This window comes from Nocardia macrotermitis (assembly GCF_009604405.1).
Classification (GTDB): Bacteria; Actinomycetota; Actinomycetes; order Mycobacteriales; family Mycobacteriaceae; genus Nocardia; species Nocardia macrotermitis.
In genome coordinates this window covers 314,983-327,949 of the sequence record NZ_WEGK01000006.1, presented here as the reverse complement: position 1 = coordinate 327,949, position 12,967 = coordinate 314,983, and the positions used below count along the sequence as shown (strand labels likewise).

Below are 12,967 nucleotides of genomic sequence, written 5' to 3'. Positions count from 1 at the left end.
CCCCGGGAATCAGGGAACTACGAAGCCGATCGGGCCGTCGGAGTGGAAACCGTGGGCGATCAGCGCGGCCTGGCCGGGCGAGGTGTCGACCGCGGCGGCCCAGCGGGTGTTGTTGTAGCTGTAGCGCAGCAGCGGATGGTCGCCGATCTCCGGGGAGTTGTCGATCCAGCCGATGATGCCCTCATCGATGCACTGGGTGTTCCTGATGTCGCGGTCCGAGATCGCGAGCAGGTACGACGGGTGCTCGCTGGACTTGAGCCGCAGACGGTGCACCGCGGCCCGGTTGGCCCCGGGAGTGGTGTGCACGCGACCGAGATCCTCGATCTTGCGGAAGTGGAACTTGTTCACCGCGGCGGACGCCTCGGACTGCTTGGTGGCGAAGTAGAACCCGGTGTCGCGGGGGTCGCGCGCGCCGTCGTTGAAGGTCGCGAACTCCTGGAGAGTGACCAGCTCATCCGCCACCGGCGCGGCGGGCGCGGCCTCTGCCTGGGGCAATGCACCGGGCGTCGCGTACGTCATCGACGCGAATGCCAGTGCCGCCGCGAGAGCTCCGGCCAAACCGATCCGAACAGTGAACCTCTTCACGTGACGCCTTCCATCCGACCACGGAAACAGTGCAGCCACAGTGTAATTGCCTCATCGATTCACGCCACCCCCTCGGTGGATGGTCGCGGGGCGGGTTCGGGTCGGTTATCCGGCGCGCTGTGCCCCGACCAGCTCTTCGGCCTCCGCCTCGGACTGCGCGGCCGGGGCCGAACCCCACATCCGGCGGCCGTTGGGTTCCTGGAGGAAGTAGACCGACACCGCGCCGATCACGCCCGCGATGATCAGGTAGTAGGCGGGCCAGTTCAGGTCGCCGGTGGCGCCGACCAGCGCGCCGACCACCACCGAAGTGGTGCCCGCGAACAACGAGACCGCGACGTTGAACGCCACCGACAGGCCCGCGCCGCGCACCTTCGTCGGGAACAGCGAGGGCAGGGTGGACGGCATCGTCGCGCTGAAACAGATCAGCGTCAGGCCCATGATCAGCAGCCCGAGGAAGACCGCGAACGCGTTGTCCATCCGCACCAGCAGCACCATCGGGAACGCCAGCACGATCAGCGCGACGATCCCACCCCAGATGATCGGTTTGCGGCCGATGTGATCGGACAGCAGGCCCAGCAGTGGAATGGTCAGCAGCGCGATGGCCATCACCGCGATCTGCAACCACTGCGAGGTCGTGGAGGACACGCCGCCGCCGGTCGCGTCGGGCACCGTCGAGGTGACATAGGTCGGCATGTACGAGGTGAGCATGTAGTTGGTGACGTTCCAGACGATGACCAGGCCCATGCAGACCAGCACGTACGGCCAGAGCCGGGCCAGGATCCTGGCCTCGTCGCCGGTCTTGTTGGCCTTCTCCCGATCCTCGGATTCCTTCTCCAGCGCGGCGAACGCGGGCGTGTCGGCCAGCCGCATCCGCAGATAGACCCCGACCACACCCAGCGGCAGCGCGACGAAGAACGGCAGTCGCCAACCCCAGGACAGCAGTTGTTCGTGCGACATCGTCGCATCGGCGAGCGTGACGATCAGCGCGCCGAGCAGATATCCGGTGAAGGTCCCGAATTCCAGCCAGCTGCCGAGGAATCCGCGACGGCGGTCGGGGGCGTACTCGGCGATGAAGGTCATCGCGTTCCCGTATTCACCGCCGGTCGAGAAACCCTGTAGCAACCGCGCGCACAGCAGCAGCATCGGCGCCCACAGCCCGATCGAATCCTGATCCGGGATACAGCCGATCGCGAAGGTGCCCGCGGCCATCAGGATCATGGTGGTGGCCAGCACCTTGTTGCGGCCGACGCGGTCCGCGAGCGGTCCGAAGAACATGCCGCCGAACGGCCGGACCAGGAACGCCACCGCGAACAACCCGAACGTCGCGATCGTGCCCGCGGTGTTGCCCAGGTGCGAGAAGAACACCTCTTTGATGGTCGGCTCGAAGTACGCGTAGACGCCGAAGTCGTACCACTCGGTGATGTTGCCGATGCTCGCCGCGCCGATGGCCCGGCGGATGATCGGCGGGTCGGTGACGACGATATCGTCGAGCGACCAGCGCCTCGGACGTTCGCGCGGGATCAGCACATTCACCGGACACGACCTCCTCGGACTGCGGGTCAACCATCCCGATCCTCGGCGAATACCACCCGGCCATGATCGGCCTACCCAGGCTAGGTGATCATGAGCGAATCTCGAGCGAACTTCCCGGGTAAGGCGTGCAGACTGTTATCGCCCGTGTTTCGTCACCAGGTTCACCAGTCGCGGGGCGCGCACGATCACTCTCGTCGTGGCACGACCGGCCAGCGCATCGGTGATGGTGGCCGAGGCCAGCGCCAGGGCGCGCAGGGCGGTTTCGTCGATGTCGACGGGGACTTGCAGGCGGTCGCGCAGTTTGCCGTCGATCTGGATGACGCAGGTCGTGGTGTCGTGGGCGAGCAGGGACGGGTCGGGGGTGGGCCAGCCCGCGTCGGAGACCGAGGGGTTATGGCCCAGGCGTTCCCAGGATTCCTCGGCGGTGAAGGGGGCGAAGCAGGAGGACATCCGGACCAGCGCCTCGACGCCCTCGCGGACCGCGGGGTCGGCCGGTCCGGGGCCGGTGTCGACGGCCTTGCGCAGCAGGTTGGTCAAGCGCATCAGTTGGGCGACAGCGACATTGAGGCGTTTGCCGGTCATCAGCGCGGTGGTTTCGGCGATCGTCGCGTGCACGTCCCGGCGCAGCGTCGCACTGTTCGAGGTGGGCTCGGAAGTGCCTGCGGCGGAACCGATGTCGACCGCCAGACGCCATATCCGGGCCAGCCATTTGACCGCGCCCTGCGGGGAGACATCGGCCCAGTCGATATCGTCCTCGGGCGGTCCGGCGAAGATCATGGTGACCCGCACCGCGTCCGGGCCGTACTGCCGGATCTGACTTCGCAGGTCGACCAGGTTGCCCAGGCTCTTGCTCATCGCCTTGCCGTCCATCAGCACCTGGCCCTGATTGGTCAGGCGGGTCATCGGCTCGGTGAACGGCAGCAGGCCCAGATCGTGCAGGACCTTGGTCAGGAAACGCGCGTAGAGCAGGTGGCCGGTGGCGTGCTCCTTGCCGCCGATGTATTCGTCCACCGGCAGCCAGCGGGCGATCTCGGCGGGATCGAACGGGCCCTGCGTGAAGTCCGGATTCGGGTATCGCAGGAAATACCAGGACGAGTCGACGAAGGTGTCCATGGTGTCGGTGTCGCGACGGGCGGTGATACCGCAGCGCGGGCACGGCACCCGGACCCACTCGTGCGCGCTGGCCAGGGGTGCGCGGCCGTCGTCCGGGCGCAGGTCGTAACCGCTCTCGGGCAGACGTACCGGCAGTTGGTCGTCGGGCACCGGCACCTGACCGCAGTCGTCGCAGTGGATGATGGGAATCGGTGTGCCCCAATATCTCTGGCGTGACAGCAGCCAGTCGCGCAGGCGGTAGGTGACCGCGCTCGCGCCGATACCGCGCTCGGTCAGGTCGGCCACGATCGCCGCGCGGGCCTCGGTATCGGACTGCCCGGTGAAGCGTCCGGAGGAGATCAGTACTCCCGCGCCGTCGGTGGCGACGCCGGTTCGGGCCGGGTCGGCCGCGCCGGTGTCGATCACGGTCTGCACCGGAATCCCCTGTGTCCGAGCGAAATCCAGGTCGCGCTGATCGTGTGCGGGTACGGCCATGACCGCGCCGGTGCCGTAGGTCGCGAGTACGTAGTCCGCCGCGTAGACCGGAATCCGTTCGCCGGTGGCCGGATTGATCGCGTACCGGCCCAGGAACACACCGGTTTTGGGTCGATCCGTGGCCAAGCGCTCGATATCGGTGCTCGCGGAAACCTGCCGGACGTAGGTTTCGAAGGCGGCGCGGCACTCGGGTGCGCACAGTTGCGCGGCCAGTGGCGCGTCGAAGGCGATCACGAAAAATGTTGCGCCGAACAGGGTTTCCGGTCTGGTGGTGAAGATACGCACCGGCTCGTCGCGGCCCTCGATGGCGAAGTCGATATGCGCGCCCTCCGAACGTCCGATCCAATTGCGTTGCATGGTCAGGATTTCCGGCGGCCAACCCGGTTCGATCCGATCCATGTCGTCCAGCAGTCGCTGGGCGTACGCGCTGATCCGGAAGAACCATTGGGTGAGTGCGCGTTTGACGACCTCGGCTCCGCATCGTTCACAGCGACCGCTCACCACCTGTTCGTTGGCCAGCACCGTTCGATCCTGCGGGCACCAATTCACCATGGCGTCATCGCGGTACGCCAGCCCCCGCTCGAACAGCCGCAGGAACAGCCACTGGTTCCACCGGTAGTACTCCGGATCACTGGTGTGCAGACGGGTGCGCCAGTCGAACGAGATCCCCAGCCGCCGAAAGGAATCCGCCTGTGTCTCGATATTGGTGTAGGTCCACTCCCGGGGATCCAGACCGCGTTTGAACGCCGCGTTCTCGGCGGGCAGGCCGAAGGAGTCCCAGCCGACCGGGAACAGGGTCTCGGCACCGCGCATCCGGGCGAAGCGCGCGATCGCATCGCTGATCGAGAACACCTCGCCGTGGCCCATGTGCAGGTCACCGGACGGGTACGCGAACATGCTCACCACGTAGCGCCGCGGCCGATCCGGCTCGTTATCGGTCCGGTCCACCTCGAAGGTACCGAGTTCGTCCCACACCGCGAGCCACTTGTCGATCACGGCCTGTGGGTCGTAGATCTCATCGCTGTTCGGGGGTTCGACGGCAGTCATCGCTCGGGCTCGCTTCGCTCGGAAATCGCATCCGGGTGGGACAACCACTCGACCATATCGGGAGGTTCGAGCGCTACCGGATATCCCGGGTTATAGCCGCCCAGAATGGCTCTGAGCAGCGGTTATGCGTCTGCCCCAGGCCGTCGAATATCGCCGGACCGTACAGCCGCGCAGTGCGCGCCCGGTTACCGCGATCACATCCGAGCAGGAATGGCCGGGACGTCTGCGGCGTTGTTCGGGCGATCGGATCTTCACGATCGAATGCCGCATCGGAAGGAAATATGCTCCATGTCACAAGAATCGGCCGGTGACTCGGCGATCCAGCTCGACGCACTGTTCACCGAATTCGACGCCGGATCGCTGCGACTGCGGAACCGGTTCGCGATGGCTCCGATGACGCGCGTGAAATCGCCTGGCGGAGTGCCGAATTCGGAGAACATCGAGTACTACCGGGAGCATGCGGCCGGTGGGGTCGGGCTGATCATCACCGAGGGCACCTATGTGCGCGGCCCGGCGGCCGGGCCGTTCTCGGCGGTGCCGCGGTTCTACGGCACGGACAGCGCGGCGGGCTGGAAGGCGGTGGCCGAGGCGGTGCACGCGGAGGGTGCGGCGATCGTGCCGCAGCTGTGGCACACCGGCGTCGACCGGGGTAACACGCCCGAATTCGAGCCGGACACGTTGTCGGTGAGCCCGTCGGGTGTGGATCACGAGGGCGCGCCGGTCGGCCGGGCGTTGACCGTCGACGATCTGGACACCCTGATCGCCTCCTACGTCGAATCCGCTTTGCTGGCACAGGAACTCGGCTTCGACGGGGTGGAGATCCACGGTGCGCACGGCTATCTGCTGGACCAATTCTTCTGGGCCACAACCAATCAGCGCACCGACGACTACGGCGTCACGCCGCGTCGGCGGGCGGCGTTCCCCGCGCGCGTGGTCGCGGCCGTACGCGCGGCGGTCGGCCCCGATTTCCCGATCATCTACCGTTTCTCACAGTGGAAGGGCGTCGACTACACCGCCCGGATCGCCGACAATCCCGGTGAACTCGAGGAACTGCTGGCCCCGCTCGTCGACGCCGGAGTCGATATCTTCCACACCTCGCTGCGCCGCCACTGGCTGCCCGAATTCACCGACCACGCAGCCGATCTGAGCCTGGCGGGTTGGACCAGGAAGATCACCGGACGCCCCGTCATCACCGTCGGTTCGGTGGGCGTGGACAGCGTATTCCGCGGCGACACCATCGACGAGACCCAGGCCGACCGGTTCCGCTTCCTCACCGACCAGTTCGAACGCGGGGAATTCGACGTCGTGGCCCTGGGCCGGGCACTGCTCGCCGACCCGGAATGGGTGAACAAGATTCGCGCGCGGCAACTCGCGGATATCGTTCCGTTCCGGTAGTCCCGCGACGGCCGGCACCGGATGATCCGGTGCCGGCCAACGGTTTTCGACCGGCACTCAGCCGAGTATGCGCTCGCGTATCGATGCCGTCCATTCGACGTATTCGACGTTCGTGCCGTCGGGGTGGTCGAGATAGGCGAGTCGACCGGTCGGGCCGTGGAAGGGGCCACCGGTCAGGGTCGCGCCCGCGGCGGTGAGGACTTCCACGAGTTCATCCAGGTCGTCGACGATCGCCGGACCGATGGTCGCGCGGTAGCCGTCGACGGCCTCGGGTGGGCCGGCGATGAGCAGGAAGTCGCCGATCGCGGCGAGTTCCGCGGCCTCGAACCCGACCCGAAGGTCCGGCGCCGCCCCCACGAGCTGCTGATAGATCGGCAATGCCGTGTCCAGATCGGCGACGAACAGCCGGGCATAGGTCTTCAGAATTCGCATGTGCCGGACGCTACGGCCGATCCGGCGACAGCGGCAGTACGCACTCGAAGGTGAGCGGTGAACCCCGACGACGAACAGCGACACGCACACGACATCGCGCTGCGAGTCTTCGCGGTGGTGTCGACCAAATGGGCACTGCGGGTCCTGGAGGAGATCGACAGCGGACGACACCGCTTCCGCGAACTACACCGCGCGGTCCAGGGCATCAGCTTCAAGATGCTCACCCAAACCCTACGAGACCTCGAAAACCACGGCCTGATAACCAGATTCGACCACCACACCCCCAACCCCCACGTCGACTACACCCTCACCACCCCCGGTACCGAACTCCTGACCACAGTCCACACCCTCTGCACCTGGTCCCGCACCCACCTCGACCACCTCCTGGCCACCCCGGCCCACCGGCCCGAGCCGACAGACCAACCGGATGTGATCGGACCGCGATAGCCACAGACACACCGCGCGCCCGATCCGAAGGTCGGGCGCGCGGGTGGTGTTCAGTGGGAATGGTTGTGGGTCAACGCATTCGGCAGAAGGTGGCGTAGTGGTCGTTGGTGTACCAGGCGGAGCCGTCGTCGCCGGTGACGATGCGTTCGGCGTCGCGGTTGTGGCCGGGGATCTTGCGGTTGACGTCCCACTCCTTGTAGTGGATGGCCTTGCCGCCGGCGTCGGTCTTGGGGAGGTTGCCTTCGCGGTCGCTCCAGGTGGTGCCGCCCTTGGTGCCGGAACCGTCCTGCGGGGGCCACTGCCCGGAATCGATCAGGGTCAGCGTCTGGCGGGCCTGATCGGAGACCGTGCAGGCGATCAGCCGCAGGTCGGTGGCGTGTTGCGTGGCCACCGTCGCGGTACCGGTCGACTGCGTCGCGCCCAGGCCGCCCAGCAGCACCGACAACGCGACCATGGTGGCCAGCGTCATCGCGGCGAGCCGCGAGAACGGCTTGGTCCAGCCTCTTTCGGACGACAGCGTGTCCGGCGACATCGGATCGTTCATCATCAAATACCTCGCAATGGTCGTCGATACACCGGCACCGCTCCGACACCCCGCGCTGAATCTACCGTCGCCGCAACCGAAATCGCGCAACACACAGCCGAGCAACTGGCCAACAACAGATGACGAATTCCCATCACCGGCCATCCGCAAACCATCCTCGCTGCTCAGAGATGTTCCGGCAGATCCACCGATCGGAAACCGCCGATCCGTCCCGCTACAGCAATCCAGCGGCACATCGATATCACCCGCGCGACAAGACCAGCGCAATCATCGGGATGAGCAGTTGGAGCGGGCTCGCGGCGCGGGATTCCCGAGTAGACGACAGCGCACCGGGCCGATGTTGTTCGCGGGCAACGACTTCACTCCGGAGCTTCGTGCGACCGACGGGGTCAGAAATCGTCGGGGCAGCCGCACGAGCCTCGGGTGGTGAGTGCCGCTTCGAGGTTTCGGACGCCGGGATCCGTTGTACCGCTGTCGATCTGGTCGAGCAGTAGTTCCACGGCGAGTTCGCCCATGCGGCGGGTGGGCTGAACCATGGTGGTGAGGCCGGGGCGAGTGTAGCGGGCGTATTCGATGCCGTCGAAGGCGACCACGGCCAGGTCGTCGGGGACGCGCAGACCGGCGTCGTAGGCGGCTCGCAGCATACCCATCGCCTGAAGGTCGCTGGTGACGAAAACCGCTGTCGGACGTGGTGATTCGGCGAGCAGGTCGGACAGTGCCCGGTAACCGGCCGCGCCGCCGAAATCCGTCCGAACTATCGGCCCTTCGGGCAATCCGTGCTCGGACAACGCATTTCGGTATCCCTGCACGCGATCCTCGGCCGTGGAAACGTGCGGCCCACTCAGACAGGCGATCTCGCGATGCCCGTGCTCGATCAGATGGGCGACCGCGTCACGCGCGCCCCCCACCGAATCACACATCACATGGGCGAACCGGGCCGGATCGATGATGCGGTCCACGGCGACCAACGCCATCCCCGCCTCGACACAGGCATCACCCACGCCGCTCTCCCAGGACGACGAAATCGCCAGCAGCCCTTCGACTCTCCGGTCGATGAAGGTCCGCACATAGGCTTGTTCACGCTCGGAATCACCCGCGGCGTTACCCACGAACAACGGGTACCCGCGCGCGAACGCCGCCGCCTCGACGACCGCGGACAGCTCGGAGAAGAACGGATTCGCACCGTCGGGAATCACCATGCCCAGCGCGTGCCCGCGATTCATCCGCAGGCTGCGCGCGGACATATTGGGCCGGTACCCCAACTCGGCGATGGCCGCCTCGATCCGCGCACGGGTCGCCGGTGCGACCTGCCGCGGCCCGCCGTTGAGCACATAGCTCACCAACGCGGGCGAGGTACCGGCCAGCCGCGCCACATCCGCGCGTGTCACTGCCATGCGGAGCTCTCCTCGTCCTCGATCACGGTCCGATTCCACGCTATTGGGACCAACCTCTTGACAGTTGGTGACTCGGGTCACAGACTACTCATCAATTCGTGTTGATCAACACGAGTTGATCACAGAGGGATAGGTCGAACACCCATGAATGCTCGATTCAGGCGTGCGATGGTGCCGCTTGTCCTCGTCGGCGCGCTCGCCGCGGCCGCCTGCGGGCGTGGCGACAACAGCAGCTCCGGGGAATTCAAGATCGCCATCGTCACCCGCAACTTCACCAACCCGTACTGGGCGGCGTTGCGCGACGGGGCGATGGCCGAGGCGGCCAAGCTCGGCGTGAAGGTCACCGTGCAGGCCGGGCAGTCCGAAACCGACGCCGACGGCGAGAACGCGCAGATCTCCACCATGGCCGCGCAGGGCTTCGGCTGCTTCGGGGTCGTCCCGGTGAACGGCACCAACGTCATCACCCCGCTCACCGCGGTGGCGCGCAAGAACATTCCGATCCTGAACCTGGACACCCAGATCGATCCGGCCGCGTCCAAGTCCGCGGGGGTCTCGTACGCGAGTTTCATCGGCTCGGACAACATCGAGGCCGGGAAGACCGCGGGCGGCAAGCTGCTCGAGGCGCTCGGCGGCAGCGGCAAAGTCGCTGTCCTGCAAGGCATCGCCGGTGAGCAGAACGGCATCAACCGCGACAAGGGGTTCGCCGAGGCCGTCGCGGGCAAGCTGGACATCGTCCAGGAAGCGCCCGCGGATTACGAGCAGGACAAGGGATTGCAGGTCACCGAGGCGATCCTGAAGGCACATCCGGACATCACCGGCATCTTCTCCGCCAACGACACCATGGGTCTGGGCGCGGCGCAGGCGATCAAGAACGCGGGCCGCACCGGGCAGATCAAGGTGATCTCGGTCGACGGCATCCAGGCCGCGCTGGAGGCGGTCAAGGCAGGCACGCTGTACGGGACCGTCACCCAATACCCTTATGCCGAAGGACAACTCGCGGTGCAGGGCTGCCTGGCGCAGCATCAGGGCAAGAAGCTGCCGGACCGGGTGGTCTCGCCGATCGCGTTCATCGGTAAAGACAATGTGGAACAACAGATCTCGGCGTTCCCGCGGCCGATCGTGAACTTCGACAACCCGCTGGAAGGACTCCTGACCAAGTGAGCTCCACGGCAGATATCGCACCCGCCGATCCGGGACCGGCCGCACAGGTCGATGCGCGTGAGGGGCGCACCGAAGTAACGGCCAAACTCGCCGAATTCGCGGCGCCGATCGCGCTGGTCGTGCTCTGGGTGGCGTTCTTCATCGCCACCCCGGACTTCCTGACCCTCGCCAATATCGGCGACCTGCTGGTCTCCGCGACGATCCTGACCGTGCTGGCCCTGGGTCAGCAGTTCGCGGTCACCGTCGGTGGTATCGACCTGTCGGTGGGCGCGAATCTGCCTTGGGCCGCAGCGCTTCTCGGCTATACGACCAGTCACGGCTATCCGCTCGCGCTCGGCATCGTGGTGGCGATCGTGGGCGGACTGGTCGTCGGCGTGATCAACGGCGTGTTGATCGGGCGGCTGCACATGACCGATTTCGTGGTCACCCTCGGCATGCTCAGCGTGTTGAGTGGGCTGACGTTGCTGCTCACGCACGGCAACACCACGGCGGTGAATTCGCCCTTCCTGCAGAAGCTCGCGTTGGACGGTATCGGTCCGGTGCGCTGGTTCTGGCTGCTGGCCCTGGTCGCCGCACTTGCGGTGGCGGGCATCATCTTTCGCACCCGGATCGGTACGCATCTGCTGGCCACCGGTGGGCGGCTGGAGGCCGCGCGCGACACCGGTATCGCGGTGAATCGGATCCGGTTGTTCGCGTACGCGATGTCCGGGCTGTTGTGCGGGATCGCCGGGGTGATGCTGGTGGCACGCAACGGCGGTGCGGATCCGTCGTTGCAGACCACGTATCTGCTGAGTTCCATTGCGGCGGTGGTGCTCGGCGGGTCGTCGCTGGCCGGCGGCAAGGCGTCGGTGCTGGGGACCGTTGCCGGTGCGGTGCTGTTCACCTCGCTGATCAACGGGTTCACCATCCTGGGAATCTCGCAGTACTACCAGCCGGTCGCGGTCGGTGCGGTGCTGCTGCTGGCCGCCGGGATCTCCCGGTTCCGAAAGTAGGTGTGCGCCATGACTGTTGACTCCACTCCCCTGCTCGAGGCCAGGGAGCTGACCAAATCCTTCGACTCGGTGCGGGCGCTGGGCGGGGTGTCGTTGCGCATCCCCGAAGGTGAGGTGACCGCGCTCGTCGGCGACAACGGGGCCGGGAAATCCACGCTGGTGCGTTGTTTGACCGGTGTGCAGTCGCCCGATACCGGTCAGATCCTGTTCCGTGGTGAACCGGTGCGGCTGCGCTCCCCCGAGGATGCGCGGAAAATGGGTATCGAGACCGTGTATCAGGATCTCGCGCTGATCGATGATCTGACGGTGTGGCAGAACCTGTTCCTCAATCGGGAACTGGTGTACCCGTTGGGAATTGTCAATCGGCGCGGCATGATCGCACGCAGCGGGGAGATCATGCGCGAGTTGGATGTCGACGTGCCCTCGGTTCGCACCACCGTGCGGCGGATGAGTGGCGGGCAGCGGCAGTCGATCGCCATCGCGCGGGCGGTGGCGTGGGGTAAGGCGATGGTGATCATGGACGAACCCACTGCGGCACTGGGGGTTCGGGAGACCGCGGCGGTGGAGAAGCTCGTGCGGGGGCTGCGTGATCGCGGTGTGACGGTGTTGATCATCAGTCATGATCTGGCTCAGGTGATGCGGATCTGCGACAACGTTGTGGTGCTGCGGCGAGGCAGATCTGTTGCGGCGCACAAGATTTCCGAGGTCGATGGTGATCGGCTGGTCGGGTTGATCACCGGCGCGATTCCCGGCAATCTCGAAGCCCGGCATGTCGAGGCGGCAACGGAGAGTCGAACATCCGATTCCGTTGACGCGGAATCTGATTCGCGCGCAGCGGCCGCGTCGGGCACTTCCGAGGCGGCGTCGTGACCGTTGTCGTGGTGGGGTCGGTGAATGTGGATGTGGTGAGTGAGGTCGAGCGGTTGCCCGCGCCCGGCGAGACGGTGCTGGCGTCGGGGTCGCGAACGAACCTGGGGGGCAAGGGATCCAATCAGGCCGTTGCCGCGGCGCAGGCCGGTGGACAGGTCGAGTTCGTGGCGAGGGTGGGCGCGGGAGCCGATCCCGGACTGTGGAAGTCTTTGTTGGAGTTCGGCATTGGACTGACCGCGGTACGTGAAGTGCCGGACAGTCGAACCGGTACCGCGTATATCACCGTGGCCGGTGGGGAGAATCAGATCGTCGTGGATCCCGGGGCGAACTTCGTCTGGGAGAGCGACGCCGAACTGGATGGGCTGAGCATCGAGACCGGACTGCTGGACGCGGCTCAGGTCGTCGTCGCGCAGTTCGAAATCCCTGTGCGCGTGGTGGAATGGATTTCCACGCGGGCCCGGCGATTCATACTCAACGCGGCTCCCGCCACCCGGATGTCCGAGGATCTGCTGCGTCGCTGCGACCCGCTGGTCGTCAACGAATCCGAGTTGGCGGCGGTGAGCGGCAGCGTTGCCGAGACTCCCGAGGCCGTATTCGCCCAGGCACGCGCACTGTGTCTGCGCGGAGTGCCGTCAGTGGTGGCCACCCTCGGCGCGGCGGGCTCGGTGTGGGCCCGTACCACCCCCGACTCGTCTGTCGTCGGCGCGTATCAGCCTGCGCCCCAGGTGAATACGGTCGATTCGACCGGGGCTGGCGACGCCTTCGTCGGGGCCCTCGCCACCGCGCTGGCCGCCGGAACCGAACTCGGCCCCGCCGTCACCTTCGCCACGGCCGCCGGAGCTCTCGCTGTCCAGTCACCCGGCACCCACGGCTCCTACCCCACCGGCGAGCGGATCACCGAAGCGCTTGCCGCGGTCCCGGAACCTCGCACGCTCACAACGTAATTCGCAGCAGCGAGCCCGCGTCAGCCCAACCAGGAG

The 12,967-nt window shown here is 66.4% G+C and carries 12 protein-coding genes; 6 read left to right on the top strand and 6 right to left on the bottom strand.

Annotated features, from left to right (window positions below; all coding sequences use genetic code 11):
* Positions 1–9: 9 nt before the first annotated feature.
* The 3 genes from NRB20_RS16790 to leuS all read right to left on the bottom strand — a co-directional run bounded on the left by NRB20_RS16790 (position 10) and on the right by leuS (position 4,752).
* Positions 10–585 (bottom strand): hypothetical protein, encoded by a 576-nt coding sequence (locus NRB20_RS16790; RefSeq protein ID WP_153411046.1) that lies wholly within the window; start codon positions 583–585, stop codon positions 10–12.
* A gap of 105 nt (positions 586–690) precedes the next feature.
* Complete coding sequence (locus NRB20_RS16785; protein WP_319945014.1) at positions 691–2,118, bottom strand: MFS transporter; 1,428 nt, start codon at positions 2,116–2,118, stop codon at positions 691–693.
* A gap of 135 nt (positions 2,119–2,253) precedes the next feature.
* Positions 2,254–4,752 carry a leucine--tRNA ligase gene (gene leuS / locus NRB20_RS16780; protein WP_153411045.1) on the bottom strand — a complete coding sequence of 833 codons (2,499 nt, stop codon included), beginning with the start codon at positions 4,750–4,752 and terminating at the stop codon, positions 2,254–2,256.
* Between the two features lie 288 nt (positions 4,753–5,040).
* Here leuS and NRB20_RS16775 point away from each other — a divergent pair, with 288 nt between their 5' ends.
* Positions 5,041–6,147: an NADH:flavin oxidoreductase gene (locus NRB20_RS16775; protein ID WP_153411044.1), complete on the top strand. Its 1,107-nt coding sequence runs from the start codon at positions 5,041–5,043 to the stop codon at positions 6,145–6,147.
* Positions 6,148–6,204: 57 nt separating this feature from the next.
* Here the strand turns inward: NRB20_RS16775 and NRB20_RS16770 are convergent, their stop codons facing one another.
* On the bottom strand, positions 6,205–6,579 hold the full coding sequence (locus NRB20_RS16770; protein ID WP_153411043.1) for a VOC family protein: 375 nt from the start codon (positions 6,577–6,579) through the stop codon (positions 6,205–6,207).
* 57 nt (positions 6,580–6,636) lie between these two features.
* Here NRB20_RS16770 and NRB20_RS16765 point away from each other — a divergent pair, with 57 nt between their 5' ends.
* Positions 6,637–7,026 carry a winged helix-turn-helix transcriptional regulator gene (locus NRB20_RS16765; protein ID WP_319945013.1) on the top strand — a complete coding sequence of 130 codons (390 nt, stop codon included), beginning with the start codon at positions 6,637–6,639 and terminating at the stop codon, positions 7,024–7,026.
* 70 nt (positions 7,027–7,096) lie between these two features.
* Here NRB20_RS16765 and NRB20_RS16760 read toward each other — a convergent pair whose 3' ends face one another.
* Both NRB20_RS16760 and NRB20_RS16755 read right to left on the bottom strand, forming a co-directional pair.
* Positions 7,097–7,570, bottom strand: a complete 474-nt coding sequence (locus tag NRB20_RS16760; RefSeq protein WP_227833577.1) for a ribonuclease domain-containing protein — start codon at positions 7,568–7,570, stop codon at positions 7,097–7,099.
* 389 nt (positions 7,571–7,959) lie between these two features.
* Positions 7,960–8,964, bottom strand: a complete 1,005-nt coding sequence (locus NRB20_RS16755) for a LacI family DNA-binding transcriptional regulator (RefSeq protein WP_153411042.1) — start codon at positions 8,962–8,964, stop codon at positions 7,960–7,962.
* A gap of 168 nt (positions 8,965–9,132) precedes the next feature.
* Here NRB20_RS16755 and NRB20_RS16750 point away from each other — a divergent pair, with 168 nt between their 5' ends.
* Genes NRB20_RS16750 through NRB20_RS16735 form a run of 4 tightly spaced genes read left to right on the top strand, consistent with a single transcriptional unit; the run spans position 9,133 to position 12,931 of the window.
* The gene (locus NRB20_RS16750) at positions 9,133–10,125 is read left to right on the top strand and encodes a sugar ABC transporter substrate-binding protein (RefSeq protein WP_227833576.1); all 993 of its coding nucleotides are present in this window, start codon (positions 9,133–9,135) and stop codon (positions 10,123–10,125) included.
* Complete coding sequence (locus NRB20_RS16745; RefSeq protein WP_319945012.1) at positions 10,122–11,117, top strand: ABC transporter permease; 996 nt, start codon at positions 10,122–10,124, stop codon at positions 11,115–11,117. Before NRB20_RS16750 ends, NRB20_RS16745 begins: the two co-directional genes overlap by 4 nt.
* 9 nt (positions 11,118–11,126) lie before the next feature.
* Positions 11,127–11,987 carry an ATP-binding cassette domain-containing protein gene (locus NRB20_RS16740; protein ID WP_153411040.1) on the top strand — a complete coding sequence of 287 codons (861 nt, stop codon included), beginning with the start codon at positions 11,127–11,129 and terminating at the stop codon, positions 11,985–11,987.
* Entirely contained in the window at positions 11,984–12,931 is a 948-nt protein-coding gene (locus NRB20_RS16735; RefSeq protein WP_153411039.1) for a PfkB family carbohydrate kinase, read from the top strand. Before NRB20_RS16740 ends, NRB20_RS16735 begins: the two co-directional genes overlap by 4 nt.
* Positions 12,932–12,967 lie beyond the last annotated feature (36 nt).

Bases quoted from the DNA above. Each gene is read 5' to 3' on its own strand.
- NRB20_RS16750 (WP_227833576.1), top strand. From the start codon at position 9,133: ATGGTGCCGCTTGTCCTCGTCGGCGCGCTCGCCGCGGCCGCCTGCGGG.
- NRB20_RS16755 (WP_153411042.1), bottom strand. From the start codon at position 8,964: ATGGCAGTGACACGCGCGGATGTGGCGCGGCTGGCCGGTACCTCGCCC.
- NRB20_RS16760 (WP_227833577.1), bottom strand. From the start codon at position 7,570: ATGAACGATCCGATGTCGCCGGACACGCTGTCGTCCGAAAGAGGCTGG.
- NRB20_RS16740 (WP_153411040.1), top strand. From the start codon at position 11,127: ATGACTGTTGACTCCACTCCCCTGCTCGAGGCCAGGGAGCTGACCAAA.
- leuS (WP_153411045.1), bottom strand. From the start codon at position 4,752: ATGACTGCCGTCGAACCCCCGAACAGCGATGAGATCTACGACCCACAG.
- NRB20_RS16775 (WP_153411044.1), top strand. From the start codon at position 5,041: ATGTCACAAGAATCGGCCGGTGACTCGGCGATCCAGCTCGACGCACTG.
- NRB20_RS16770 (WP_153411043.1), bottom strand. From the start codon at position 6,579: ATGCGAATTCTGAAGACCTATGCCCGGCTGTTCGTCGCCGATCTGGAC.